The sequence below is a fragment of the Aeromonas sp. TECH754 genome, from assembly GCF_056279295.1.
In genome coordinates, this window is sequence record NZ_JBWBRA010000001.1 from 1,446,765 (window position 1) to 1,471,940 (window position 25,176).

The window sequence follows — 25,176 nt, forward strand, 5'->3', positions numbered from 1 at the left end:
CACAAGCCTGGTGACAGGCGCGCAATCTATTGTCCTGGCGGGCATTATAACGAACGGACTTATGCAAACCAGCCCGATTTGTGGCTTAAGGTATGTCGTGCGTTGTGTTACTATTGCGCGCTGTTTAAGACAAAGAACAACTAATTAGGGATTAAGGCTTTCTATGAGCGATCTGGCCAGAGAGATCACGCCGATCAACATCGAAGAAGAGCTCAAGAGTTCCTATCTGGATTACGCCATGAGCGTGATCGTAGGACGAGCTCTGCCGGATGTGCGTGATGGCTTGAAACCGGTTCACCGCCGCGTTCTGTTTGCTATGAACGAGTTGGGGAACGACTGGAACAAGCCCTATAAAAAATCGGCCCGTGTGGTCGGTGACGTAATCGGTAAATATCACCCGCACGGCGACAGCGCCGTGTATGACACCATCGTCCGTATGGCGCAGGATTTCTCCATGCGTTACATGCTGGTCGACGGTCAGGGCAACTTCGGTTCGGTCGACGGCGACAGCGCCGCCGCCATGCGTTACACCGAAGTGCGGATGGCCCGCATCTCCCACGAGCTGCTGGCCGATCTGGACAAAGAGACCGTGGACTGGGTGCCGAACTATGACGGCACCGAGATGATCCCGGCCGTCATGCCCACCAAAGTGCCCAACCTGCTGGTCAACGGCTCTTCCGGTATCGCGGTGGGCATGGCGACCAACATTCCGCCTCACAACCTCACCGAGATCGTCAACGGCTGTCTGGCGTTGATCGAGAATGGCAATCTCACCATCGATGAGCTGATGACCTATATCAGCGGCCCTGACTTCCCCACCGGCGCCATCATCAACGGTCGCTCCGGCATCGTGCAGGCGTACCGTACCGGTCGTGGCTCCATCTATGTGCGTGCCAAGGCCGAAGTGGAAGTGGACGACAAGACCAGTCGCGAGACCATCATCGTTCACGAGCTGCCCTATCAGGTGAACAAGGCACGGTTGATCGAGAAGATCGCCGAGCTGGTCAAAGAGAAAAAGGTCGAGGGCATCAGTGCCCTGCGCGATGAGTCTGATAAAGACGGCATGCGCATCGTTATCGAGATCAAGCGCGGCGAGTCCGGCGAGATTGTGCTGAACAATCTCTACAAGCACACCCAGATGCAGACCACGTTCGGCATCAACATGGTGGCGCTCGATAACAATCAGCCCAAGGTGATGAACCTCAAAGAGATCCTGGATGCCTTCCTGCTGCACCGCCGTGAGGTAGTGACCCGCCGGACCGTGTTCGAACTGCGCAAGGCGCGGGATCGGGCGCACATCCTGGAAGGCCTGGCGGTCGCGCTGGCCAACATCGATCCCATCATCGATCTGATCCGGCACTCCGACACCCCGGCAGACGCCAAGGCCAAGCTTGTGGCGAAAGGCTGGGAGCTCGGCAACGTGGCTGGCATGCTGGAAAAAGCCGGCGACGACGCGGCTCGTCCCGAGTGGCTGGAGCCACAGTTCGGCATCCGTGAAGGCCAATACTTCCTGACCGAGCAGCAGGCCCAGGCCATCCTCGACCTGCGTCTGCACAAGCTGACCGGCCTCGAGCACGAGAAGATCCTGGAAGAGTACCAATCTCTGCTGGATCTGATCGCCGAGCTGCTGTTCATCCTGGCCAGCCCGGAACGGCTGATGGAAGTGATCCGCGATGAGCTGCTGGCCGTGCGCGAGCAGTATGGCGACGCCCGTCGCACCGAGATCAACTTCTCCAACGTCGAGCTCAATACCAAGGATCTGATCACTCCGGAAGACGTGGTCGTGACCTTGTCTCACCAGGGCTATGTGAAGTACCAGCCGCTGACCGACTACGAGGCGCAGCGTCGTGGCGGCAAGGGCAAATCGGCCACCCGGATCAAGGAAGAGGACTTCGTGGAGCGTCTGTTGGTGGCCAACACCCACGACACCATCCTGTGCTTCTCCACCCGTGGCAAGGTCTACTGGCTTGAGGTGTATCAGCTGCCGGAGGCGTCCCGTGGCGCCCGTGGCCGTCCGATCATCAACCTGTTGCCGCTGGAAGAGGGTGAGCGCATCACCGCCATCCTGCCGGTGAACGAGTACAGCGATGACAAGTACGTGTTCTTCGCCACCGCCGACGGTACCGTGAAGAAGACCAGCCTGTCTGCGTTCAGCCGTCCGCTCTCCTCCGGTATTCGCGCCATCAACCTCAAAGAGGGCGATGAGCTGATCGGGGTGGACATCACCGACGGCAGCAACGAGATCATGCTGTTCTCCGATGCGGGCAAGGTGGTTCGCTTCGCCGAAGGCAGCGGCCGCGCGGACGCGGATGCCAGCGATGACGTCGAGAGCGATGACGACGCCGGCAACGATGATGACGGCAGCGACAACGCCGAAGGCGCCGACAGCACCGAGAGCAAGGGCACCTTCAAGGGCGTGCGTCCCATGGGTCGTACCGCCGCCGGGGTACGCGGCATCCGTCTGCCGAGTGGCAACAAGGTGGTCTCCCTCATCGTCCCCCGTGGGGCCGGTGCCATCCTCACCGCCACCGAGAACGGTTACGGCAAGCGCACCGCCCTTGACGAGTACCCGACCAAGAGTCGCGGTACCCAGGGCGTCATCTCCATCAAGGTGGATGACCGCAACGGCAAGGTGATCGATGCGATCCAGGTCGAGGATACCGACCAGATCATGCTGATCACCAACGGTGGTACCCTGGTGCGTACTCGCGTGAGCGAAGTGAGCATCATCGGTCGCAACACCGGCGGTGTCCGTCTGATCCGTACCGGTGAAGACGAGACCGTGGTCGGCCTGCAGCGCATCGCCGAGAGCGACGAGGAAGAGAATGACGTCGTGGCCATCGACGGCGAGCAGGTTGAAGGTGCGGATACCGCGCCGGATGCCGGCGCGACCGACGCCGACGCCGGTGAAGAGGGTGCGGCGAGCGACGAATAATCGCACGTCTACCTCCATGAAAAAGAGCGGCCCCAGGGTCGCTCTTTTTATTGCGCTGTTTTCGTTGCCATCCCGACGATGTTACTTCCTTGAGTCGCTGCCATTTCCAATTTTACTGCTTATACATGTCGTTAAGTATTCATTATGTGGAATTTTGTTCTGTTGTGTTCACTTTCGTGGCGGCTGGCTGGCAGGGTCGGCACTGACAGGGGATGTCGGCTTCATCAAGGGGTCATCCCGCCGTCATCTCGCTGTCACAGGCGCGCTGCAAGCTGCCACTGTCGAGCGCCAACGGCGAACTCGGCAAGCCCATCGATATCGTCCAAGAGGAGAACGCCATGACCAGCTGGATAATGTGGGAGATCTGGTGGAGCCGGATGTGGGGAGCAGAGGCCAAGGCCGCCTTTGCCGATGAAGAGGAGGTCGCTCATGAGCCATCGCGGCTGCCGGCGGAGTTGATTGCACAGGTGAAACCTGCGCGTCCTTACCCGGCGCGGCCCAGAGGCTGAGCGGCGGCTGCCCTCAGAACAGCCGCAGTTGTTCGTTGGGGCGAATGAAGCTGGTCAGGTTCAGTTGAATGTGGCGCTTGCCCAGTTGCAGGCGCTTGCTGATCAGTCGAAAACGCTGGGCGAGCAGATCCGCAAACTGACCTTCTCCCCGCATGCGGGTGCCGAAGGCCGGGCTGTTGAGAGCGCCGCCCCGGCTTGCCCGCAGCTGGTTCAGGATGGCCTCCTTCTGGCCGAGATAATGCTCATCCAGCCAGTCGCAAAACAGGGTGGTCAGCTCGTGGGGCAGCCGCAGCAGTATGTAGTCGGCGCAACCGGCGCCGGCCTCGACCGCCGACTTGATGATCTGCTCGAGCTCGGGCTCGTTCAGGCGCGGGATCATGGGGGCGGCCAGCACGCCGACCGGCACTCCCGCCTGTGCCAGCTTCTCGATGACCTTTAATCGCCCGGCGCCGGTACTGGCGCGAGGCTCCAGTTGCCGCCTGAGTGTCTCGTTGAGGGTGGTGACCGACACCATCACCTGACAGAGTCCCTCTTTGGCCAACTCGGCCAGCAGATCCACATCCCGCAATATCATGGCGCTCTTGGTGATGATCCCCACCGGGTGGCGATGGGCCAGCATCACCTCCAGCAGTGCGCGGGTGAGGCGGTAATGGTGCTCTATGGGTTGGTAGGGATCGGTGTTGGCGCCGAGCACTATGGTCTGCGGCTGATAGCTTGGCTTGGCAAATTCCCGCCGCAGCAGCGTGGCGGCATTGAGCTTGGCAAACAGCTTGGTCTCGAAATCGAGGCCGGGGGAGAGCTCCAGATAGGCGTGGCTGGGCCTGGCGTAGCAGTAGATGCAGCCATGCTCGCAGCCCTGGTAGGGGTTGATTGAACGGCCGAAGGGCACGTCCGGCGAGAGGTTGTGGCTGATGATGCTCCTGGCCTCTATCTCGCGCACTTGTGTTTGAGGCGCCTGCGGTTGAAACGCGGTTTCCCACTCCTGCGCTTGCCAGCCATCGTCGACGGCCTCGATCTGGGGGCCACTGAAGCGGTGCTCGACATTGTAACTGCTGCCTCGTCCTGCCATCTCACCGTACCAATACTGTTTATATATACAGTTATTGTGGCGAGGGTCTCGGCAAACTGCAAGTCCGACCGTTCACCTTAGGTAAAACTGCATCGCAAATGAATCTCCCGCTTGATCTGTTGCTACATTTCGTTTACATAGACGAAATGCGAACTGGATCACGGAAATCAACATGAAGCCCACTACCTCACGCTGGTTGTTTATCGGAGTGATCGGCCTGGTCATCTGGCGCCTGGTCCCACTCTCCACCGAGCAGGAGTTGGCATCGGCCAACCGGGCCTGGCGCATCGGCCACTTCGAGCAGGCGACCCACATCTGGCTGCCGCTGGCGGAGCGGGGGCTTCCCCGTGCACAGGCGCTGATGGGCTGGAGTCACGAGCTGGGGCAGGGGAGCGAGCAGGATCTGGCGCAGGCGACCGCGCTCTATCGTCGTTCCGCCGAGGCGGGGGATGCCTTCGGTCAATATCGGCTGGCCGACCTTTATCTGCGCGGAGTCGGGGTGCCACGGGATTTGCGCGCGGCCTTTCACTGGATGGAGCTGGCCGCCCGCAACGGGGACGTGCCCGCCATGTTGAAGGTGGGGGTACTGCACCTGATGGGAGCCAACGGCCGGGTTGACATGGCGCAGGCGAAACAGTGGCTCTATCAGGCCTCCCAGAAGGGCAACAAGCTGGCGCTGAGGGTGTTGCAGGAGCTGGCGCTTGCCGAGGAGGGGAGCAGCAGCTTCGACTTCAACGGCCAGTCGCTGCTGGGAGAGGGCTAGCCTTTCGTGGCCGGCCCAACTCTTCTTATGGATTATCTGCTGCTTCAGGCACTGGCGGTCACCTTGCCAGGGCTGACGTCGGTGACATAGAGGGTGCTGCGTTCGCTGCTGTGCACTATGCTGCAGACCTCGCGCTTGCTGCCGTCGCTCAGGATCACCAGCTCGCCAAGATGGACGGGACAGTGGGTCGTCAACACGTGATCCGGATGGATGATCTTCTCCGCATGCTCCGGAAACGAAATCTCATAGCTGTACATCTTCATCTTCCTCTCAAACGGACGCCTATCTCGAAACCTAGCACCCGCTGGCCATTACCGCTGCGTCAGCAGAGGCAAAGCACGGCCGTGACGGTACGCAAAATCGCCCTGGCAACTTGTCTGAGTCGTGACGTCTGATACAATCCTCACTGTTCCTGTGAATAAAAGCCTCGCACGGTACTCAGCGTGCGCCTCATTCCTCTGTACAAACCGTATTGTGAACGGTGAAACAGCGGGGTGAATGGCCGGACATTCGAGGACTCTTTCAATCTGCATGTGGCCTTTGGTAGGGGTCACCACTGTACAAGGAAACACCTGATGCCAATCATTACTCTGCCTGACGGCAGTCAACGTCAATTTGCCCACGCCGTTTCTGTCATGGACGTCGCCGCGGACATAGGTCCGGGCCTCGCCAAGGCGTGCATTGCCGGTCGGGTAAACGGTGAACTGGTGGATGCCTGCGAGCTGATCGAAGCCGACGCCTCCCTGGCCATCATCACCGCCAAAGACGAAGACGGTCTGGATATCCTGCGCCACTCCTGTGCTCACCTGCTGGGCCATGCCATCAAGCAGCTCTGGCCGCAGACCAAGATGGCCATAGGTCCGGTCATCGACAACGGTTTCTACTATGACGTCGATCTCGATCGCCCCCTGACTGACGAGGATCTGGCTGCCCTGGAAGAGCGCATGCTGGCGCTGGCCGCCAAGGATTACGACGTCATCAAGAAGAAGGTCTCCTGGCAGGAAGCACGCGACGTGTTCGAAGCCCGTGGCGAGACTTACAAGGTCGAGATCCTGGATCAGAACATTGCCCGTGATGACCAGCCTGGTCTGTATCATCACGAAGAGTACGTCGACATGTGTCGCGGCCCGCACGTGCCGAACATGCGTCACTGCCACCACTTCAAGTTGCAGAAGATGTCCGGCGCTTACTGGCGCGGCGACTCCAACAACAAGATGCTGCAGCGCATCTACGGGACTGCCTGGGCCGACAAGAAACAGCTCAAGGCCTATCTGCAGCGTCTCGAAGAGGCCGCCAAGCGCGATCACCGCAAGATTGGCAAGCAGCTCGACCTGTATCACATGCAGGAAGAAGCGCCCGGCATGGTGTTCTGGCACAACGATGGCTGGACCATCTTCCGTGAGCTGGAAGCCTTCATGCGTACCAAGCTGCGCGAGTATGACTATCAGGAGGTGAAAGGCCCCTCCATGATGGATCGCGTGCTGTGGGAGCGTTCAGGTCACTGGGATAAATATGCCCAAGGCATGTTCACCACCCAGTCCGAGAATCGCGAGTACGCCATCAAGCCGATGAACTGCCCGGGTCACGTGCAGATCTTCAATCAGGGCCTCAAGTCCTACCGCGATCTGCCGCTGCGCATGGCCGAGTTCGGCTCCTGCCATCGTAACGAGCCGTCTGGATCCCTGCACGGTCTGATGCGGGTGCGCGGCTTTACCCAGGATGACGCTCACATCTTCTGTACCGAAGCGCAGATCATGGAAGAGGTGTCCGCCTGTATCCGTATGGTCTACGACGTCTACGGCACCTTTGGTTTCGAGAACATAGTGGTCAAGCTGTCCACTCGTCCAGAGCAGCGTATCGGCTCCGATGAGGCCTGGGATCGCGCCGAGGCCGCCCTGGCCGAAGCCCTGGTGCTGAACGGTCTGAAGTACGATCTGCAGCCGGGTGAGGGGGCCTTCTACGGTCCCAAGATCGAATTCACCCTGCACGATTGTCTTGATCGTGCGTGGCAGTGTGGTACCGTGCAGCTCGATTTTGCTTTGCCAGGTCGTCTGGGCGCTACTTATGTGGGTGAGGACAACGAGCGCCATGTGCCCGTTATGATCCACCGCGCCATTCTGGGCTCTCTCGAGCGTTTCATCGGTATTCTGACCGAAGAGTACGCCGGGCTATTCCCGACCTGGTTGGCACCGACTCAGGCCGTGGTCATGAATATCACGGATAATCAGGCCGATTATGCGGTGAAAGTTGCCAAAGCATTGAATGATGCGGGACTTCGCGCAAAAGCGGACTTGAGAAATGAGAAGATTGGCTTTAAAATCCGCGAGCATACTTTGAAACGAGTTCCTTTCATGCTGGTCTGCGGCGATAAAGAAGTTGAAGCCGGCAAGATTGCAGTACGGACTCGTAAAGGGGCTGACCTGGGCACTTATCCTGTTGAAGAGCTAATCGCTCTGTTGACCCAGGAAGTTCAGACCCGCGGACAAAAGAAAGTGGAGGAATAAGCTATAAAAGGCGGAAAAAAACTGGGCAAGCAACCGCAAGCCCGCGCTCACCGGATCAATGAAGAGATCCGTCTGAAAGAAGTTCGTCTGACCGGTCTGGATGGTGAGGCCATTGGCATCACCACCATTCAAGATGCTCTGAACTTGGCCCTTGAGGCTGGAGTGGATCTGGTCGAGATCAGTCCTAACGCTGAGCCGCCCGTTTGCCGGATCATGGATTACGGCAAATTCCTCTACGAAAAGAGCAAGACCACCAAAGAACAGAAGAAAAAGCAGAAAGTCGTCCAGGTCAAGGAAATCAAATTCCGTCCTGGTACTGACGAAGGCGACTATCAGGTAAAACTACGCAACCTGGTTCGCTTTCTGGAAGACGGGGACAAGGCTAAGGTCACCCTGCGCTTCCGTGGTCGTGAAATGGCCCACCAGGAGCTTGGTATCAAGGTCCTGGAGCGTGTCAAAAACGATCTGGAAGAGTTGGCCGTAGTGGAGTCGTTCCCGAAAGTCGAAGGCCGTCAAGCTGTGATGGTCCTCGCACCTAAGAAGAAATCTTAAGGCCCACAAGAAATTGACTCATGGGCATGTCCCATGAGTCGGTTCGCCTTGCGATTTTGTTGTCACTCACAATGCGGAGTATGAAATGCCGAAGATGAAAACCAACCGGGGCGCCGCAAAGCGCTTCAAGAAGACTGGCTCAGGTCGCTTCAAGTGCAAGCACAACCACCTGCGTCACATCCTGACCAAGAAGAGCAGTAAGCGTAAGCGTAAGCTGGGGCCGAAGTTCATGGTTTCTGCTGCCGACCACAAACGTGTTGTCGCTTGTCTGCCGTACGCATAAGGGGGATGTGAAAAATGCCAAGAGTTAAACGTGGTGTGACTGCTCGCGCTCGTCACAAGAAAGTAATGAAAGCCGCCAAGGGTTACTACGGCGCCCGTTCCCGTGTCTACCGCGTAGCGGTACAAGCGGTAACCAAAGCCGGTCAGTATGCCTACCGTGACCGTCGTCAGAAGAAACGTCAGTTCCGTCAACTGTGGATCGCGCGTATCAACGCAGCTGCCCGTCAGAACGGTCTGTCCTACAGCCGTCTGATCAACGGTCTGAAGAAGGCTTCTATCGAGATCGATCGCAAGATCCTGTCCGATATCGCCGTTCACGACAAACTGGCTTTCACCGCCCTGGTTGAAAAGGCCAAAGCAGCACTGGTTTAATCCGGTTCTGTTATGAAAGATAAAAGGAGGCTCAGGCCTCCTTTTTTGTATCCGTAACTAGCTGTTTTATATGGATTTTTTGTTTTTAGTGTCCACATATTGCCCCATTTTTTTGGCTCGATGCCATCGGAGCCTGAGAGCTTAGTGGACGCATTGGCGGCAGGGGTGTGGCACAGCCAGAATGGCCATGTTGCCTCGCTGACTCGTGATGTGTACTATGTACACCATGATGAATGCTCAGAGTGAGTGATGCGTGAGTCACGCGATTGAATTTATTGAGACGTCTATCTTCACTAGACAGATAAAAGCCTTAGCGACAGACGATGAGCTCAGAGCACTGCAAGTCGAGCTGATTGCCCAGCCAGAAAAAGGCGACTTGATCCAAGGTACTGGTGGCTTGCGAAAAGTTCGCATGGCAACAGGCCAGCAAGGGAAAAGCGGCAGTGCTAGGGTGATCTACTTCTTGGCAACTGTAGAGACGGTTTACCTGGTACTGGCGTATGCGAAGAGTGAGAAAGAGAGCCTCACTGCTGCAGAAAAGGCAGAGCTGAAGAAATTGACCACGTTACTGAAAGGGGAGGTTTGATATGAACATGTTTGACGAACTGAAGGCTTCCCTCGAAGAGGCTGTCGAGATCAAGCAGGGTCGCGTAGAGCCTGCTGCACGGACCAAATACGAGGTCGCTGACGTTAAGGCCATCCGCCTGGCCCTCAAGGTATCGCAACAGGAGTTTGCCCAAGCACTGGGAACGGAGTGTGGATACGGTCAAAAGCTGGGAAACCCGGCGCCGTAACCCCACCGGTTTGGCGGCGAAAGTGTTGGGGCTTATCCAGGATAAGCCAGACCTGTTTCGTGAGTTGGCGGCTCACTGACCTTTACACAAAACGGCAAAAAGAAGGCTCCATATTTTGGAGCCTTCTTTTTTGGATTGTGTAGATAAGCACCATTCTTTTGAGCAGTGTTATTTCTCTGTGCTGTTTTCTTTTGACGAGTTATCTGAAGTGTCTTTGGGGGCCATCCACGTCACTTGCTCAACCTGATCGTGACGCACAAGCCGGACTTGCCCCCCTTTTAGCCGATAGGCGCAATGAACACTGTTGCATATCAAACGGATGTGTGACGTCTCGCCAAGCCGAGGTGATTGTGCTTTGGCATCCTCTGTCGTTAATTGGCCATTCTCTAGTCTTTGTGCCCTTGCTTGGGCAGAGCTAGTACCTTCATTGAAACTAAAGTATGCGGGTAAGAGAACGAGCATGGCCGGTATGATCAAAATGGCAAATCGGTCGTAGACTATTTTCAACCAGAGAAAGAAGATAAAGAGCCTTGGTGTTGGCACCTGTGCTCTTCTACGTAAGAATTTCTTTGTCCTTGGAAGAGGTATTGAGCATAAGCGATGACAATACCATGCCCATCTGATCCGCAGGCCGACACAAAAGAATAAAATGACGATGATGATGATTATGGTAACGATGCCCCAAAACACCGGCTTGAGATAGGTATTACCTGCGTCCAGCCATTGCATGTATCCCCAGGCGAGATTTAGATCCGTAGGCCACGGAAACTCAAAAATATCCAGTCCATCAACTAGGCATTCGCCAAAATGATATGCCATTCCGGATAAATAGATGCCAGCTGTGATGATCGGGATTGCTGCAAATACTGTCGTCAGGAATGTGGCTATCTTGGCTTGGGGCTCTTCTGGATTTGGTGACTTTCGTGCCTGTTTGAGGTGTTGTCGTAACCAGCGCCACCGCTCCCAGTTGATCTCTTTTTTCTTCTTCATGTATCCCTACGCAAGATATTATAAGCTTCAAACATATCCATTATTGTACCGTTCCTATAGCGGATGAAAATGTGTATCAGCAGTTGGGGTGCATGACGCGAGCTTTCAATTTTTCAGTTTCCAGATCATAGTAATCACCATCTAACCGTATGAAAAAAAAGCCTTTCAGTCATTCAGGAGCAGCCGCACAGATCCTGCCAGATCATTCCAATAGCCACGAAAAGCACACTATCCCCATGTAATTCAATTAGTTACTATCATGCTGTCGCTATTTGGAATCCCTCAAACTGTAATTCACTGTAACTTCTTTCGATCCTTTCAGATCCTGATCCTCTCCTGAGATCCTAGGGCTGGCGCGGCTTGGCGTATTGGTTCTGCGGTATCCAGCTTTTGCAAAATTTTTACTCACAGAGTCCGCAGGCGGGAGCGGAAGAGCGCGGATTCCGTGGCGCGGCTCAGTCCGTGGGCATTGCTGCCATGCGCTGGGAGGGGCTGTGAGCGCGCCCAGGCTTCACGTATGATGCCGGTCTGCCTGATGGCGTCTATCCATGCGGCGCCTTTCCCTGGCCATGCTCAGACGCTATCAGGCAGATAGAAGAAGGCCCCACAGTGTGGGGCCTTCTTTGCTTGGTGGGTCACTCGATGATGGGGGTGAGCTGCTCGCTGAGGACTTGGGCCTGCTGAGCTTGCTGACTGAAGGCATCCCCCTGGTTTGGGGGCTGGTTCCTATCCGGGTGGGTGTGGGTGGCGGAGGTGTTGGCCAACTGCTCCACCACGCTCATCAGTTGCAGCAGTAGCTGGAAGATGTTCACGCTGTCCGTGCCCATCCACGAAAGGGGCGCCTCCAGGTGCTGCAGTTCGCCGGCAACGGTCCGGCGCAGCTGTCCCACCACCTCGACTAGATCCCCGGCTGTGGTCTGACTCATGTTGCCAAGACTCCCCAGCATCACGTCATCACCGGCCAGCAGCTCGATGGCACCCAGCGCCTCGATGCGCTTGAGGCCGCCTACCTCCTCGATGCTGTGCTGTCCTATTCGCAAGCGGTGCTGGCCAAACTCCCCAAGGTAGTCGTCAGCCTGGCGGTGCATGCGCAGGGCGCCGTCGAACTGGTCGCGGTCCGTGGTGCGGGTCTGGTTGCCCACTGCATCGGTACGTGCGAGTACCTCGGCCCTCTGCTGCTGGAGCTGCTCGCCCGGGGCGATGTCCGGCAGTGGCCAGCCGGTACCGAGCACGGTGCGGATGAAGGGCCGGTCGGCACGACCAAAGGCAAACCCCAACTCGACCAGGGTGCCGGGTAGCGGGTACTGCAGCAGCCCCTGCTCCGGGCCCCCCATGATCACTGGCAGCGGCACCGCCCGATAGAGTGGGGTGGCCTCATCAGGCTGGCCATCTTCACCGAGCAGTTGCACGTCCACCGCATAGCGGGGGCGGAAGGGATCGTTGTGCTGGCCGGCGTGCGCCTGGTCGCTGATGGCCTCGACCCGCCCAAACTTGGGCAGATGCAACTGGTCGGCCAGCTCCGGAAACTCGTGCTCCACGGCGCTACGCTGGGGGGATTTCACCATCTTGCCCGGGGTGGCCAGGGTCAGGCTCATCTCGTCGCCAGTGAGGCGCACCCGGGTCACGCGCTGGCCGTTGAGAGTGGCTCCCGGGCGCAGGGGCGGTACCGGGGCCATGGTCAGGGTGTCGCCCGACTGCTTGGCCGACCAGGCGGGGGAGATGGGCATATCCTTGCCATGCCAGCGGCTATGGGCGTAGCTGCCCACAAAGACGGCGCCGTCGGGCTGCTGATACCAGCAAAAGTCGGGGATGGCGAAGGCGCGTCCCGCGTGGGCCAGCAGCTGATAGCCGGTGCCTGAGCTGGCGAAGTTGGGAATGGGGCGATCGGTGTAGTCGGCCCCGTCGGGTAACAAGAAGGCCAGGCCGCTCTGCTCGCTGAGCCAGGTTAGCAGGCCGCGCAGGGTGGCGTGTTGCTGGCTGATCGGGAAGCGGCTGCCGAGCACGCCGGCGAGCTCCCGGCACAGCACTCGGTGGCTGCCGTTCTCGGCCGGGGTCACGTTGTAGGCGTAGCCGGTGAAGTAGCGGCGCAGATCGCCGTTGTAACCGAGATCGACAGTGATGACCTGCTTCTTGCTGACGTCTCCCTTGATGGTAAGGGCGGCACGCCCACCGGCAGAGAGATCCAGCACGATGTCATGGTCGACCAGGTGAACGGGTTGGCCGCTGGCGGCGGCCCGGGTACTCAGTTTCATGCGAAGAAGTCATCCATCGGTTTGAGCACGTATTTCTCAAAGGTGGTCAGGTCCGGGGCGCCGCTCTCGGTGGTGGTGCCCGCGGCGCCGGTCGAGCTGGTGTTGTCGGTGCCTTGACCCACGGTGGGCGGGGGCGAGGCCTTGCGCTGTTCACGTTGCTCCGGTACCGAGTTGTGCTCGCGCAGGGTGAACTGGATGTGCCAGGCGAGCAGCCCCTCCTGCTCGGTGGCGCTGATGCGGCCGGCAAATTTGGCCTGGCGCACCTTGATACTCTTGGCCAAGAGGCTGCCAACCCGGTAGAGGTGGCGCTGGCCGCCATCGCCCTTGGCATCGGCCAGCTCGAACAGGCGCGCCAGCTGTGTCTCGTCCTTGAAGGCGATAAGGCCGGTGACGTCCAGCTCCTTGGCCTTGGCGCCTTGCTCAGAGGTGCTGGTTGCGCTGGTCTGGCCCGACTGGTCGGCGTCCATGAACTGCATGCCGGCGGTGATGCGCATCGACTGCAGGGCGATGGGCTCGCCGTCCAGGGTCAGCATGGTAGTGCTCATGGTGTCAGCTCCTGCCAGAAGGTGAGCGGGGTGGGGGAGAGCAGCAGGGCGCCGACGCTCTGGCTCTGTGCTCCCGGCGGGCCGGATTGCTCCAACTGGGCTGCCAGGCTCTCCACGCTGCCCTGACCGTGCCAGCACCAGAGCTGGCCCTGCAGCTTGGCCAGGTCGTCCAGGCGTTGTGCCAGCTCATCCAGCCGGGCCTGCCGACGGGCTGCCAGCTGGCTCAAACGCTCGATGGGCGTGGCTTGGTCAGCGGCCAGGCTCTCCAACTGGGCGAGCTCGGCGCCGACCAGGTGGCGCCCCGCGCGCAGCGGATCCCAGCAAAGCGGCTCATCTGGCGTCCAATGGGGAGTCCTGGGCGTGCTCGGCAGGGTCATGGTGTCCTGGCTCGCCTGCAGGCGGCGCAAGGTGGCGCACCAGGCGGGCAACGGCAGCCAGGGGCAGAGCGCGGCCAGGGCATTGGCCAGCTCGGTGGGGTGGTTGCCGGTGACCAGCCAGCCGACGGCATGCAAGTCGCCTGTGGGCTGCAGCGGGTCGGCGCCGTCGCGCAGCTTGGTGGCCAGCGCCTTGACCGCAGTGTCGGCGGAGAGCGTCCATTGCCCATCCAACTGCTGTCCGATCCCGTGCATAAAGGGGGTGACTGCCAGCTGGCGGCCGGTGGCGAGCAGGACATCCAGCTCGGCGCGCAACCCTAGCAGGGCGTCGGCCTCAGTGCTCAGGGGGTGGCGGCGGTACTGAGCCCGTTCGGCCAGGGCCGCTAGCCGGCCGGTCGCCTCGGCCAGGACGCCCGGGATCTGACTGGTGATGGTCTCAGCCTGCTGGCGAATACTGGTCAGGGCGGCAGGCAGTGCGATGGCTGCACTGGCCCAGCTCATGCCGCCAGCTCCGGCGCGGTGGGCCACTGTTCAACCAGAGGCCAGCCGGGTGCCTGCTCGAGCGCGTAGAGTTGTTGGTAGTGGCTGCGCCAGGCAGAGGCCTGGGAAAGCTCGCCCATCATGTCGAAATGCCGGGTTTGTGCGGCGGCGTTGGCCATCATGCGCGCGCGACGGCCCTCGACCTCTTTCACTTCCACCATCGCCAGCCATTCAGGACGGATAACCCAAGCACCATCAATCAGTGCGTGGCGCTCATGCGACCACCCATCGGGGATCGCCGGCACTTCAACCGAGCAAGCTGGCGCCCATTCGTCGCGCTCTTCGTCGGAGGCGAATGCACGGATAACGCCGTCATCGTCGAACGTGGTTGGGTCGATATATAGCCTCATGCCAGTGGCGAAGAACGCCGTATAGGCATATGCCGTGCAATAGCCGAGGATGGCATCATGGGCATGGACGGTAAAGGCTATGCCTGGCGGAACCATGCATGCACCAGACCCTTGTTGCAGGTCGTCATATTCACCAGACGAATCTTTCTTGATGCTCAAGTTAACCGGTATTGTTCCACCAGTTAACTCAACGTACATGCCGACGAGGGCGTTGGTGTTATAGCCAAGGCCCGTCGTATTACATGTCACCAGCATCGGCAGCCCTGTCGTATTGGTGTAGGTCACCCGGATCGGCGGGTGCGAAATGTGGTTGAACGTCTGCACAGGCAGGGCGCCCGCATCAGCAGCTGTGTGCGTGTGACCGACTGGAGAGGCACCAACGTCTGCGGCGGTAGGCTTGTTCTGGGTGTTGTACTGCTTGGCCCAGGCGGTCCAGGCACTTGAGCCGTATTGCGCCCGGATCCAGACGCGAGAAGAGTTGTAAACACGGTACTCCTGCACGATCCCCGCAGCAGCATAGATAACCAGTGAGCCCGCAGAAGCCTCAGGGTAATGCAGATCTGTTGATGCCTCAGCATTAGCACTCTGATGCCATACGCCTGGAGTCATCATGGTGTCCAAGTCAACATTGGCACCCATCTCAGTGGAAGAGCCTATGGTGCCGGGTTGCTTGAATGCCTGGTGGTAGAGCTTGTTGGCATTGATATACACCACCCCGTCGATGACCCGAAAACTGTCATAGTCTGCCAAGTCGGGGTCCGCACTGGTGATCCCCGTCTTGGGCCACAAAATCCCCTCACTAGCATCCCCTGAAGAGTCAGAGAAGGTGATGCCATGTACCCCACCGATGGACTGATTGCCCATATCCAAAGCAACGTCGTTTGGGCCATTGAGACTCCCCGAGAAGGTAACCTTTGCGCCTGCGTCGAATGCACCACCCGATTTGGGCATGGCACCGACGTCGGCAGCGGTGGGTTTATGTCCCGTGTCGTAGATCTTGACCCACGGCAACCAGCTGTCGGTGTTGGTGGAATAGTTCCGAAACCATACAGCGCTGTCCGCCTCGTAGGGCCAGGCAACTTGCAGCAGCGCATCTGCGCTATAGATGCTCCGGGTCTCCACATACATGTATCCGGCAGTCGCGTCGGGGTAGTTGGTCGAGCCTGCCCCCTTGGCAAGGACGTAAGTGCCCATCGTCAGGGTGTTCAGGTCGCCGATGAATTGGCCAACGGTCCCCCCTTCATTGTTCATTGCGTCTGCCCGAGGGTTGTAAGACTCAATGGGAAGCATCTCATCCAACGCTTCCTGCAGCCCTGTCACATTCCCGATGGTGTGGCCATGGCTGTTGTCCTTGACGGTCACCACGAGCTCGAGGCTGTCGGGGCCGTTGAAGGACGCCTGGCCGGTGACGTCACCGGTGAGGGTCAGGGTGCGCCTGGCCCGGGTGTCGGTAACGCTGTCGTCCGCGTTGATGGTGGCCAGCCGGGTGACAAAGTGCGGATAGCCGTTGGCATCCACGTAATCGACCAGATCTGCGGTGCTGAGCGTCAGGATCACCTGGTTGACCCAGGGGCTCAGCAGGGAGCCGGCGCGATGCACGTCGAGCCAGAGGCCCACCGGTTTGGCGCTGGGGGTCACCTCCTGCTCGCTGGTGAGTTCAACCAGCAGCCCACCCACATAGCCCTGGCCAGGCTGCATCTTATAGAGCCCTGCATCGTTCACCAGCTTGAAGCCATCGCCGTAGAACGCGGCGTGGCCGAAGGTGCCCATGGCCTGGCGGCGCAGGTCCTCGTCCATGCCGCGCAGTCGGGCGGCGTAGTCAATTTGCCAGGTGCTGGCGTCGATCACCGTCTGGCTCGCCTCGGCGGCGCGGTCGTACTCCATCAGCATGGATTTGACCAGGGAGTTGCCGGTCTGGCCGCTGCCCGGGTCGGTTGCGAGTTTGGTCTCCTCGCCCTTGTGCACGCACATCCCGACCAGGTTCAGTTCGGTGTTGATGAGGTACATGGCGTTGAAGGTGAAATCCCCGACCGTGGTGTCCATCACGATGGAGTAGGCCACCGCGTCGTTGTTGATGCGACCGCGCTGGTCGACCGCGTGGCGATGCACGATCTGGTCGGCCGGCGGCAAGCCGCTGGCGGGATCGATGGGGGCGTCCGGATCGAGCCCGGGGATGTGGGCTAGCACGAACTCATCGAGCACGACCGGGGTCTGCTCGACGAGGCATTGCTGCCAGTAACTGGAGAAGGCATCGGTGATGACTTGGCTCATGAAGTTCCCTTGAGTGAGGCGGCAAACACCTCTTGGTTCATGTCGATACGGGCGTGGTGCAACACGGCCTTGACCGGGTAGACCACCTGGAAGCGGTAGCGGCGGCAGGTGCGGCCGTAGTGCTGGATCAGGGTCTGCATCAGCGCCTGGTTGTTGGAGAGCGCGCTGTCAGTCACCTCGATGATGACAACGTCCCAGTCCGCCCCCTCGACCCGCTCGTGGATCTCGCACCAGCCGATGCCGAGGCGCTCAAAGATGCGCTTGAAGCCGGCCACCTCGCCGGCGTCCTGGGCGTTGACGAAGGCGTACTTGACCCGCTTGCGGTAGAGCTCGAGCGGCTCGCCATTGAACCGCTTGATATCCCGCTCCCAGGCGATGAGATCCAGCAGCTCTTTGCTGCAGGTGAGCGGGTCGACGGCTCCCAGGGAGATCAGCAGCCAGCCCCGGACCTTCTGCCAGAAGGCCATGATGCCGCGCGAGAGGAAGGCGGGCTCCTTGAGGGTGGCGGTCAGGGTTTCGCCATCCTCCCACCAAGGCGGGGCGCAGGCGGGCAGGGGCGGCGCCTGTTCGTCGTGGGGGTTACTCATGGATCGTCACCTCCACGGATTGCAGGCGCGGGATGGCGAGGGCGCTCAGGATGTCGGTCTCGGTAAATTGCAGGCTGAGCAGTTGAGCCCCCAGGGCGGCGTGGATCTCGTGGCCCAGCTGGGAGAACGAGAAGCGGGCGCTGGGCCAGGTGCGGGTCACCTCGGGGTAGTCGGCTGATTCTCGAAAGGCGGCGCGGATCATCTGCTCGGTGGTGGTGACCAGGGCCGCCTTTTCCTCGTCGGTGAGATTGGCCACTGGCCAGAGCGCGAGGTGGATATCGTGCTGGGTTTCCGGTAGAGCCATCACAAAGAGGTCGTCGCCGTGGCCGTGGTAGCCCTGGCGGCCCACGTAGTCGTTGAGCTGATCGAGCAGGGTGGTCGGGGTCTGGCCCACTTCCATCAGCACGTAGGCATTCGCGGTCCCGGGACCACGGGGGCCATCGTGCTCAAAGAAGATGTGATCGGCGCGCACCCCGGCGGCGCTCGCCAGCATGCCGCGATAGACGGCGTCGATGTGGTAGTGGCCAGTGGTGGAGAACTGGTTCTGGATGCGCAGGCCAAGGGCGTCGTCCTCTTCCTGGTCGGCGCCCGGGGCGGTGATCCAGTCGATTGGGTTACTGGCCGACAGCACGCCCTCGATGGGCTCGGAGAGCAGGCAGTAGTAACCCGGGGCCAGGTTCCAGGCCGTGCCAGGCTGCTCGGCGGCGCAGATCACCCGCGCCACCGCCTCGCCGGCCGGGCTCAGCACATCCTGGGTGGGTTTGACCCGGTAGAGGGTGCCGTTGATGGCTTCGGTACTGACCCAGACCCGGGCCGGGATCAGCACCTCGGCGGTGGGGTCGGCCTTCACATACTCGATCACCCCCTGGGTGGCGGTGGCCGGCTTGCGGCTGAGGTTCACGTCCCAGGCCTTGAGATCGAGATAGGTGGCGGTGGCCGTGGCGGCGAAGGTGGCCGGCAGCACATGGGTGGCCAGCAGCGTCTCGATGAGCCACATGGCCGGGGTGATGACAACGCTGCGCACCAGGCGCCAGAACGGGGAGACGTCGGCGTTGTTGGAAATCAACGAGCCGGCGGCCTCGGTCTGGGCCTTCAGCTCGGCCTCCATCGCATCGCTTGTGGTGGGGACGCCGGCTGAAGCCAGCAGGGGCAGAAAATCGACGTGGGGGCGTTGGCTCATAAGGGGGTCTCCACAAGGCCGTATTCGTAGGTCATGGCGCTCACCAGGATGCGGCCCGGCGCCTCCTCGAAGACGTTGATGGTACCAGGGACAAGGCGCACATCGCTTTCCACCTGCAGTTCGATCTCGGTCATCACGTCGGCGCGCAGGGTGGCGCTGCGCTCGCCGATAAGCTTGCTGGCGAGCCCCGACTCCATCAGCCGGTGCTGGATGTCCTGGCCGATGCTGTGGCGATCGGCAGTCATACGCGGCTGACTGCCGGCATCGAGTACCCAGGCGCCGTTCTCGACCAGGAGGTCGACATAGTTCTGCGATGCGTTCTGTTCACTCATCCGGGCGTCTCCAGCCAGAGGTTTTCAGCCAGCATTTGCGGGGTCATGGGGTTCTGGAAGTGGTTATGCACTTCGCCGATCTGCATGCGCTTGCCTGGGGGCTGGGCGGCGGCCGTGGCGCGGGCGTTGGCCTGCACCAACTGCTGGCCGAGCCCGCCGGCGGGAATAGCGGCGGGTTCGCCCTGGCGGTAGCGGGCGAGGGGCGCGGTGATCTGCTCGTTGCTAAGCTGGGCGCTGATCGCGGGTGCCGTGGGCAGGTCGGTGAAACCGTCCCACTCGATACTGACGCCCGGGATCTGGTTGAGCTGATCGATAAGCCAGCCAACTGCATCGCCCAGCAGCTCAAAGGGCGAGAGGTCACTCAGGAAGGCGGTGAAGGTCTGCCAGCTTGCGCTGAGGTTGGTGATCACCTTCTCCAGTCCCTCGAACACGCCCCAGTCAGCCAGGGTGGCTTTGATTTCATCCCAGTAATAGATCGCGAGGGCGATCGCCCCGACCAGTACCACCCCGATGGCGATGGCAATCAACATGGCCGGGTTGGCGTACATGGCGAGGTTGACCGCCAGCATGATGGCGCGAAAGGTTTTGAGTAGGCCGCTGAGCACAATGATGGGCATCTTGAGCAACATCAGCGCGATAGCCCAGCCCTTGGCCACCAGGGTGCCCAGCGTGGTGAGTAGTACCCAGGCGCCGGTGGCGATGGCTAGCCCCACGATGGCCAGTAGCGCGGTGCTGACCGCCTTGGTGAGGTTGGGGAAAAGCTGGGTCCAGCGCACCACCACGGCGGCACCGTCGGCGAACATCCCGACCACCGCCTCGATGGCGGGCAGCACCGACGAGAAGGCGGCGGCGCGGATGGCGTACCAGGCATTGGTCAAGCGCTCCCACTGGGAGACGGTGCCCTTGAGTTTGTCGCTGAGCGCATCGATGCCGTTCACCCCCTTGAGGCTGGCCAGTGTCTTGTCCAGGGTCTCGGCGTTGCCGATGAGCTGTTGCAGCAGCAGGGCGCCATCGCCCAGCCCCGCTTCATCGAGCAGGGCCCAGGCCTCGGCGCCGCCCATTTGGTCGATGAGGGGCTGAATGTTTTTCAAGATCTGCTGGATGGGCAGCAGGTTGCCCTGGCTGTCCACCATGGCGACCCCGAGTTTCTCCTGGGCGGTGGTAGCACCTTCCAGCAGGGCGGTGAACTGGGTGACCGCATCCCCGTCGCCCATGCGGGTCTGCAGCATGGCGAGGATGGCCAGCTGCTCCTCCATGGCGACCCCCATGGTCGAGGGCAGGGAGTGCATGCCCTCCACGGCGCCCATCATCTTGTCCATGGAGACGCCGAACTGCTGGGTCAGCAGATGGGTTTGACCGGCGACCCGCTCGGCCCACTCGCGCTGACCCATGGCGTCGGCCGACTGCTGGTAGTTGCCGTAGAGCATCCGAAAATACTGGGCGACGGTGTCGGCGTCGGACTGGGTCGCGGTGCCCAGGATGGCCGAGGTCTGGGTGACGCTCTCCAGCATGGCCGCCGACAGCCCCGGCATGGCCTTCTTCATGGCGGCGGTGTACTCGAGCACCCCGACAGCCGATTGGCCGTAGTCCACCGAGAACTGCAGGGCCGCGCTGCTCAGACTATCCAGCATCTCCTGGGTCATGTCGGGGCTGGCCACGGCGGCCAGCGCCTGTTTCATCTCGATGGCCGGGGTCAGCACGGCCTGAATCGCCAGGCCGCCCGTGACCACGGCCGCGGCGCCCAGGGCCATCTGCTCATAGCCCTGACCGACGGTATCGCCGAGTGCGGTGACCTGCCGCTGGATCCCCAGCAGCGGCTTGGTGACGCCGTCAACCAGCGCCACCTGCATCATCAGTTGTTCCATCCAGGCCATGTGTTTACCCGTTGAAGGCTTTGGTTATGCCCTCGGCCACCGCGTGGCTGAGGTGTTCTCGTGTGTGCTTGTCGAGCCAGATGGCGCGGGCGAGGCTGTCGATGTCATCGTCTGCATCTGGCAGGTAGTGCCGGCGCAGCGTCAGCACCTGCTCGAGCTGGTTGCGCTCGATGGCCTCGGCCCGCGCGGTCAGTTTTTTACGCTGATCTCCAGGCTTGGGGCGAACTGCTCGTTGATGGCGGCCGCCAGTTGCAGGGCGGCGCCGGGACGGGCCAACAGCGCATCCAGGGCCGCCTTGCTCTCTGTGCTGGCGATGCGCTTGAGGTAGTTGTGGGAGGGCGCGACCTTGTCGCCCGGCAGCAGATCGTTGATGTAGCCGTTATAGGCAGTCAGGGTCGGCTCGAAGTTGAGGTCTTGGCCGGCGACGGTCAGGGTGAGGGTCTTGCTCATGGTGTGTATTCCTTAAAGGTGAGTGAGTTAATCGTTGAGTCGGGCATCGATGCGGCGCTCGGCGAGGCTTCGCAGGGTATCGACCCCGAGCAGGCCGACCACGCCGCCGATAAAGGGGGTGGCATCGTCCGGGATCCCGAGCAGGCGCACCCCGGTCGCCACCGCCAGGGTGATGAGTCCGCACAGCAACGCCTCGATGAGCCGCCGCTGTCCCCGGCCGCCGTGGTAGGTGATGCGCAGGAAGGCGATGGCCAGCGCCAGCAAGGCGCCATAGATGGCCGAGCCGTTCTCGAGCAACCAGGCGATGACGATGGCCCAGAGGGTGGGATCCTTGTTCGGCATGGGGAATCCTTGCGGGTTAGAACAGGTGCCGGGTGTCGTCAGACGACAGGTAGGACACCCCGTTGATGCGCACGAAGTCGGGGCTGGTGACCAGCCCCTTGACCTTGTGGGTGCTTTTCTTGCCGCCGGCGGGGTCGACGTCGAGCAAATCGGAGATCTGCAGCTTCACGCCGAACGCCTCGACCTTGAAGCTGTCGTTGCCCGAATCGGCGTAGAACAGCACGTCGTCGGTGTCCATCCCGCGCCAGCTGCCTGCCCGGCGGGCAGCCTCCCCCAGCAGGTTGAAGTTCTTGGTGTCGAGCTCAAACTCGAGCTCGGCGGAGACATCCCCATCGACGAAGCCGTCGGGGATGCCGCGACTGGTGGCGATGGCCGAGTTGTCGGTGATGGAGAGGCTGGCCTTGTCGACGTGCACCATCACGCCCGCGAGTTCAGTGTCGAAGTTGATGCCAGAGATACGACGGGTCATGGGTTAGCCCTCCTGCTTGCTGAGATCGAGCACGATGCTGACGGTGATGCCCTTGGGGCAGTCCACGGTGCGCACCACGATGTAGATGTTGACCAGGTTCTTGGAGATCCACTCGATGGTGATGTCGCCATCCTGGGGCGGCATCACTTCCCCCGGGAACGGCTGGCCGTTGATGACGGTGGCGCGGCTCATCTCGCGCAAGTCCTTGCCAAAATAGGTGACGGCGGCGGCCGTGCTGCCGGGGGTAGAGTTGAACGCGCGATCCCCGAGCCGGGAGATGGCCCGCACCCGGGTCTTGCGGGCCACCTTGTAGGCGATGCGCAGGTTCTCGATCACCTGGTAGTCGCCACCCTCCACGTCGAGCTGGCGGCCATCGGCCCAGTAGATCCCGTCATAGTCCGGATACCACATCGGCGCCGCGTAGCGGTTCTGCTCGAGCAGTTGCAGGGTATCGAGGGCGAGCGGGGCGCCGCCCATGTCCACCGGCTTGTCGCCAAGGCCCAGCACTGGGCCGGTTTTGACCCGGCAAGGGCTATCGGCCACGCTCACCGCCCGGTTGCACAGGCGCCCGGCATAGGCACCGATGAGGTTTGGCCACAACTGCGGAATGAGTCCCACCGAATCGGCGGCGATCCCCGTCTGTAGGGCAATCAGGCGATCGCTATAGTCGGTCCAGTCCTCGGTCAGGGGATCGATGGGCTGCACCGCCAGCAGCATGAACTGCCAGCGTCCCCAGGTGGCGATGAGCTCCTGATTGAGCGCATGGGCCGCCTCGATGCTGCTCTTGGTCCAGGTTTGGCCCAGTACCACCACCCCCTCAACGCTCGTGCTTTCCTGGGCGGTGCGCACCGCGTCCATCCAGTCGCCATTGGTGGGCAGGACAAAGCCCGCAGCTGTCCAGTTCTGGCCAGCGTTGGCCATGGCGGCCTGCAGGTTGGCCTTGAGCTCGCTATCGGCAGCCCCCAGCAGCAGGTCGAAGTCGGACTGGGTATTGAATGCGAGCAGCTTGCCGGTATTCTCTGGGGCGCTGCCCACGAACAGCAGGTGGCGCTCAATCTCGGTGAGCGGCCCCTGCTGCTGGTTTTCGTTGTTGATCTGGACGTATGGCCACATCTCACTTGCTCCTTAGGTCTTGTTTGTTGAGGTCCCAGCCGTAGTGGATGCCTTGCAGGGCGCGAGCAAAGGCCTGCTCACGCTGGGATTTGGTCGCCCCGAGGAAGGCCCGGGCCGGCAACGTTATCTGCCAGTTGGTCTTGGTGGGCTCGTCTTTGAGCTTCTTGATAAGCAGGCCCGCCTGGGCGTAGCCGAGGTGCTCGGTGATCCAGCCCAAGGACGCCGAGCGGTAATGGCCCTTGCGTTTGCCCGGTCGCTTGAAGCCGAGGGCGCGCAGCTTCCTGGCCTGGGCTCGGGTCGCCATCTTGTCGGGGGCAGTGGGGGCATCACCGGATGCGGCGCCTGCGCCTTGCTCCGGTTTGGCCAGTTTGCGAGCCTGCTGGCTGGCGTTGACCTGGTAGGTGTGGCCACGCTGATGGGTGCCAGCGATGACGCCGGGATGGGCGCCATAGTTGCCACCCTGAAAGCGCAGCTGTGCCTGGTCCTGACCTGGCTTCTCGGCGATGACGATGAGCTTGCGCAGCCCCAGCAGCATCTTGCGCTTGCCGTGTTTGCGGCCAGGCCAGGCCCTGCCATCCGGGGTCTGCTGGCGGGTGAGGTTGCGCACGCTCATCTTTCTGATCTCGCTTGCGGCGCGCCGGATCAAGCGCTGGCGTTGCTTGGGGGGCATGGCCAGCAGCTTGAGCTGCTCCTGGGTGCGGCGGGTATCGAGGGTCAGGGTGATCATGGTGTCCCCTCGATGGGCGCCGGCGGGCGAATGGTGCCGACGTGCAGCAGGGCCGCCTCGGCCACCCAGAGCGCATAGGGCATGACTGCCCAGCACCGGCCGGCCCAGCGCACCGGCCCCTGTTCATCCGGGGTCAGGCGCAGCGGCTCGATAAAGTCGATCTGCACCTCCAGATCGGCGCTGTGCTCGTCATTGGGCTCGATACGAAACTCAGGATCAGCCAACTCGAAGCGCTCGCGCTCGGGGTCGTGGTCCTGCAACCAGGCCATCACGGTGGCGAGCAGTACCGCCGGATCGCATTCGCGAAACGGCAGCGCCTCCAGGGTGTAGACCGCCTGATAACTCAGATAGCCGAGAATGGCACCGGTCGGCCCCATGTCCTTGGGGTCCAGGCGCAGGGTGCCGTTCTCCATCCAGCTGTCGAGCAGACCCTGGCATTTGCCGGGCAGCGCCTCGGTCAGCGCCTGGTGCAGGGCGTGCAGCAGATATCCCTGGTGCAGGCTCATATCAGGGCCACTCCCGCGCGGCGCTTGCCCTTGATGACCCGCACCAGTTGCTGACTGATGGCGAGCAGTTGCTCGCGGGTCTGGGGCTCGCGCTCGCTGGTCTTGTTGGCGACGGGGCGCTCGGTGACGCTGGCGGCGGCCGGCAGCAGCTCGGCCTGGGCGCGGGCGAACGCGGCGCCGAGGTACTGCTCGGTCAGGGCGTTGTGGCCGCCCTCGATGGCGACGCCCGGCACCGCGGCCGCGCTCTGGTAACCCTGCTCGCGCTTAGCGTTCTGGTAGGCCTGCAACTGCAGGTTGATTTGGCCAATGGCCGAGAGCAGGGCCGAGGCGATGGTCTGGCTGTCCAGATCGGCCGGCTGGGCGGTTCGCCGCTCGAACTCGGCGACGGGCACGTCGGGCCACCATCCGTCGTTGCGGATGGTTTGCTCGCTGTAGTCAATCTGTTTACCGGTGAACATGTCTCGTCCTCGCTGTCATGGGAGCCCCCCTGATGC

Annotated in this window: 28 protein-coding genes; 9 read left to right on the forward strand and 19 right to left on the reverse strand. The window is 61.2% G+C overall.

Annotated elements, in window-relative coordinates; genetic code table 11:
* Positions 1 to 163 precede the first annotated feature (163 nt).
* Both gyrA and ACZ9IL_RS06275 read left to right on the forward strand, forming a co-directional pair.
* A complete protein-coding gene (gene gyrA, locus ACZ9IL_RS06270) occupies positions 164 to 2,935 on the forward strand; it encodes a DNA topoisomerase (ATP-hydrolyzing) subunit A (protein WP_476002735.1) in 2,772 nt (923 codons plus the stop codon).
* A 212-nt stretch (positions 2,936 to 3,147) separates the two neighbouring features.
* On the forward strand, positions 3,148 to 3,444 hold the full coding sequence (locus ACZ9IL_RS06275; protein WP_476005396.1) for a hypothetical protein: 297 nt from the start codon (positions 3,148 to 3,150) through the stop codon (positions 3,442 to 3,444).
* A gap of 13 nt (positions 3,445 to 3,457) precedes the next feature.
* Here ACZ9IL_RS06275 and ACZ9IL_RS06280 read toward each other — a convergent pair whose 3' ends face one another.
* Positions 3,458 to 4,513: a PA0069 family radical SAM protein gene (locus ACZ9IL_RS06280; protein WP_476002736.1), complete on the reverse strand. Its 1,056-nt coding sequence runs from the start codon at positions 4,511 to 4,513 to the stop codon at positions 3,458 to 3,460.
* A gap of 172 nt (positions 4,514 to 4,685) precedes the next feature.
* Between ACZ9IL_RS06280 and ACZ9IL_RS06285 the strand changes: the two genes are divergently transcribed.
* The gene (locus tag ACZ9IL_RS06285) at positions 4,686 to 5,276 is read left to right on the forward strand and encodes a tetratricopeptide repeat protein (protein ID WP_476002737.1); all 591 of its coding nucleotides are present in this window, start codon (positions 4,686 to 4,688) and stop codon (positions 5,274 to 5,276) included.
* Between the two features lie 44 nt (positions 5,277 to 5,320).
* Here ACZ9IL_RS06285 and ACZ9IL_RS06290 read toward each other — a convergent pair whose 3' ends face one another.
* Positions 5,321 to 5,533: a hypothetical protein gene (locus ACZ9IL_RS06290; protein WP_476002738.1), complete on the reverse strand. Its 213-nt coding sequence runs from the start codon at positions 5,531 to 5,533 to the stop codon at positions 5,321 to 5,323.
* A 318-nt stretch (positions 5,534 to 5,851) separates the two neighbouring features.
* Here ACZ9IL_RS06290 and thrS point away from each other — a divergent pair, with 318 nt between their 5' ends.
* The 6 genes from thrS (at position 5,852) to nadS (ending at position 9,780) form a co-directional block, all read left to right on the forward strand.
* Entirely contained in the window at positions 5,852 to 7,780 is a 1,929-nt protein-coding gene (gene thrS / locus ACZ9IL_RS06295) for a threonine--tRNA ligase (RefSeq protein ID WP_476002739.1), read from the forward strand.
* Between the two features lie 21 nt (positions 7,781 to 7,801).
* A complete protein-coding gene (gene infC / locus ACZ9IL_RS06300) occupies positions 7,802 to 8,332 on the forward strand; it encodes a translation initiation factor IF-3 (protein WP_476005310.1) in 531 nt (176 codons plus the stop codon).
* 85 nt (positions 8,333 to 8,417) lie between these two features.
* Complete coding sequence (gene rpmI, locus ACZ9IL_RS06305; RefSeq protein ID WP_005315535.1) at positions 8,418 to 8,615, forward strand: 50S ribosomal protein L35; 198 nt, start codon at positions 8,418 to 8,420, stop codon at positions 8,613 to 8,615.
* Positions 8,616 to 8,629: 14 nt separating this feature from the next.
* Positions 8,630 to 8,986: a 50S ribosomal protein L20 gene (gene rplT, locus ACZ9IL_RS06310; RefSeq protein WP_005300683.1), complete on the forward strand. Its 357-nt coding sequence runs from the start codon at positions 8,630 to 8,632 to the stop codon at positions 8,984 to 8,986.
* 253 nt (positions 8,987 to 9,239) lie between these two features.
* On the forward strand, positions 9,240 to 9,572 hold the full coding sequence (locus tag ACZ9IL_RS06315; RefSeq protein WP_279986724.1) for a type II toxin-antitoxin system RelE/ParE family toxin: 333 nt from the start codon (positions 9,240 to 9,242) through the stop codon (positions 9,570 to 9,572).
* 1 nt (position 9,573) lies between these two features.
* Positions 9,574 to 9,780: a NadS family protein gene (nadS, locus tag ACZ9IL_RS06320; RefSeq protein WP_476002740.1), complete on the forward strand. Its 207-nt coding sequence runs from the start codon at positions 9,574 to 9,576 to the stop codon at positions 9,778 to 9,780.
* Positions 9,781 to 9,948: 168 nt separating this feature from the next.
* Here nadS and ACZ9IL_RS06325 read toward each other — a convergent pair whose 3' ends face one another.
* The 17 genes from ACZ9IL_RS06325 to ACZ9IL_RS06405 all read right to left on the reverse strand — a co-directional run bounded on the left by ACZ9IL_RS06325 (position 9,949) and on the right by ACZ9IL_RS06405 (position 25,140).
* Positions 9,949 to 10,770 carry a hypothetical protein gene (locus tag ACZ9IL_RS06325; RefSeq protein WP_476002741.1) on the reverse strand — a complete coding sequence of 274 codons (822 nt, stop codon included), beginning with the start codon at positions 10,768 to 10,770 and terminating at the stop codon, positions 9,949 to 9,951.
* Positions 10,771 to 11,405: 635 nt separating this feature from the next.
* Positions 11,406 to 13,022 (reverse strand): hypothetical protein, encoded by a 1,617-nt coding sequence (locus ACZ9IL_RS06330; protein ID WP_476002742.1) that lies wholly within the window; start codon positions 13,020 to 13,022, stop codon positions 11,406 to 11,408.
* Positions 13,019 to 13,567 (reverse strand): baseplate complex protein, encoded by a 549-nt coding sequence (locus ACZ9IL_RS06335; protein WP_476002743.1) that lies wholly within the window; start codon positions 13,565 to 13,567, stop codon positions 13,019 to 13,021. Before ACZ9IL_RS06335 ends, ACZ9IL_RS06330 begins: the two co-directional genes overlap by 4 nt.
* Positions 13,564 to 14,442: an MCP four helix bundle domain-containing protein gene (locus ACZ9IL_RS06340; RefSeq protein ID WP_476002744.1), complete on the reverse strand. Its 879-nt coding sequence runs from the start codon at positions 14,440 to 14,442 to the stop codon at positions 13,564 to 13,566. The genes ACZ9IL_RS06335 and ACZ9IL_RS06340 overlap by 4 nt, the downstream gene beginning before the upstream one ends.
* Positions 14,439 to 17,102 carry a phage tail-collar fiber domain-containing protein gene (locus ACZ9IL_RS06345; protein WP_476002745.1) on the reverse strand — a complete coding sequence of 888 codons (2,664 nt, stop codon included), beginning with the start codon at positions 17,100 to 17,102 and terminating at the stop codon, positions 14,439 to 14,441. Before ACZ9IL_RS06345 ends, ACZ9IL_RS06340 begins: the two co-directional genes overlap by 4 nt.
* Complete coding sequence (locus tag ACZ9IL_RS06350; RefSeq protein WP_476002746.1) at positions 17,099 to 17,689, reverse strand: phage tail protein; 591 nt, start codon at positions 17,687 to 17,689, stop codon at positions 17,099 to 17,101. Before ACZ9IL_RS06350 ends, ACZ9IL_RS06345 begins: the two co-directional genes overlap by 4 nt.
* Positions 17,682 to 18,869, reverse strand: a complete 1,188-nt coding sequence (locus tag ACZ9IL_RS06355) for a baseplate J/gp47 family protein (RefSeq protein ID WP_476002747.1) — start codon at positions 18,867 to 18,869, stop codon at positions 17,682 to 17,684. Before ACZ9IL_RS06355 ends, ACZ9IL_RS06350 begins: the two co-directional genes overlap by 8 nt.
* Complete coding sequence (locus ACZ9IL_RS06360; RefSeq protein ID WP_476002748.1) at positions 18,866 to 19,201, reverse strand: DUF2590 family protein; 336 nt, start codon at positions 19,199 to 19,201, stop codon at positions 18,866 to 18,868. The genes ACZ9IL_RS06355 and ACZ9IL_RS06360 overlap by 4 nt, the downstream gene beginning before the upstream one ends.
* Entirely contained in the window at positions 19,198 to 21,075 is a 1,878-nt protein-coding gene (locus tag ACZ9IL_RS06365) for a phage tail tape measure protein (RefSeq protein WP_476002749.1), read from the reverse strand. Before ACZ9IL_RS06365 ends, ACZ9IL_RS06360 begins: the two co-directional genes overlap by 4 nt.
* A gap of 4 nt (positions 21,076 to 21,079) precedes the next feature.
* Positions 21,080 to 21,223, reverse strand: a complete 144-nt coding sequence (locus ACZ9IL_RS06370) for a DUF6890 family protein (protein WP_476002750.1) — start codon at positions 21,221 to 21,223, stop codon at positions 21,080 to 21,082.
* Between the two features lie 41 nt (positions 21,224 to 21,264).
* Positions 21,265 to 21,525 (reverse strand): putative phage tail assembly chaperone, encoded by a 261-nt coding sequence (locus ACZ9IL_RS06375; protein ID WP_476002751.1) that lies wholly within the window; start codon positions 21,523 to 21,525, stop codon positions 21,265 to 21,267.
* Positions 21,526 to 21,552: 27 nt separating this feature from the next.
* Entirely contained in the window at positions 21,553 to 21,867 is a 315-nt protein-coding gene (locus ACZ9IL_RS06380) for a phage holin, lambda family (RefSeq protein ID WP_476002752.1), read from the reverse strand.
* Positions 21,868 to 21,883: 16 nt separating this feature from the next.
* Positions 21,884 to 22,336 (reverse strand): phage protein, encoded by a 453-nt coding sequence (locus ACZ9IL_RS06385; RefSeq protein WP_476002753.1) that lies wholly within the window; start codon positions 22,334 to 22,336, stop codon positions 21,884 to 21,886.
* Between the two features lie 3 nt (positions 22,337 to 22,339).
* Positions 22,340 to 23,449 (reverse strand): DUF2586 domain-containing protein, encoded by a 1,110-nt coding sequence (locus ACZ9IL_RS06390; RefSeq protein WP_476002754.1) that lies wholly within the window; start codon positions 23,447 to 23,449, stop codon positions 22,340 to 22,342.
* 1 nt (position 23,450) lies between these two features.
* Positions 23,451 to 24,176, reverse strand: a complete 726-nt coding sequence (locus tag ACZ9IL_RS06395; protein WP_476002755.1) for a phage virion morphogenesis family protein — start codon at positions 24,174 to 24,176, stop codon at positions 23,451 to 23,453.
* The gene (locus ACZ9IL_RS06400) at positions 24,173 to 24,682 is read right to left on the reverse strand and encodes a phage tail protein (RefSeq protein WP_476002756.1); all 510 of its coding nucleotides are present in this window, start codon (positions 24,680 to 24,682) and stop codon (positions 24,173 to 24,175) included. The genes ACZ9IL_RS06395 and ACZ9IL_RS06400 overlap by 4 nt, the downstream gene beginning before the upstream one ends.
* The gene (locus ACZ9IL_RS06405) at positions 24,679 to 25,140 is read right to left on the reverse strand and encodes a head completion/stabilization protein (RefSeq protein ID WP_476002757.1); all 462 of its coding nucleotides are present in this window, start codon (positions 25,138 to 25,140) and stop codon (positions 24,679 to 24,681) included. Before ACZ9IL_RS06405 ends, ACZ9IL_RS06400 begins: the two co-directional genes overlap by 4 nt.
* Positions 25,141 to 25,176: the final 36 nt, after the last annotated feature.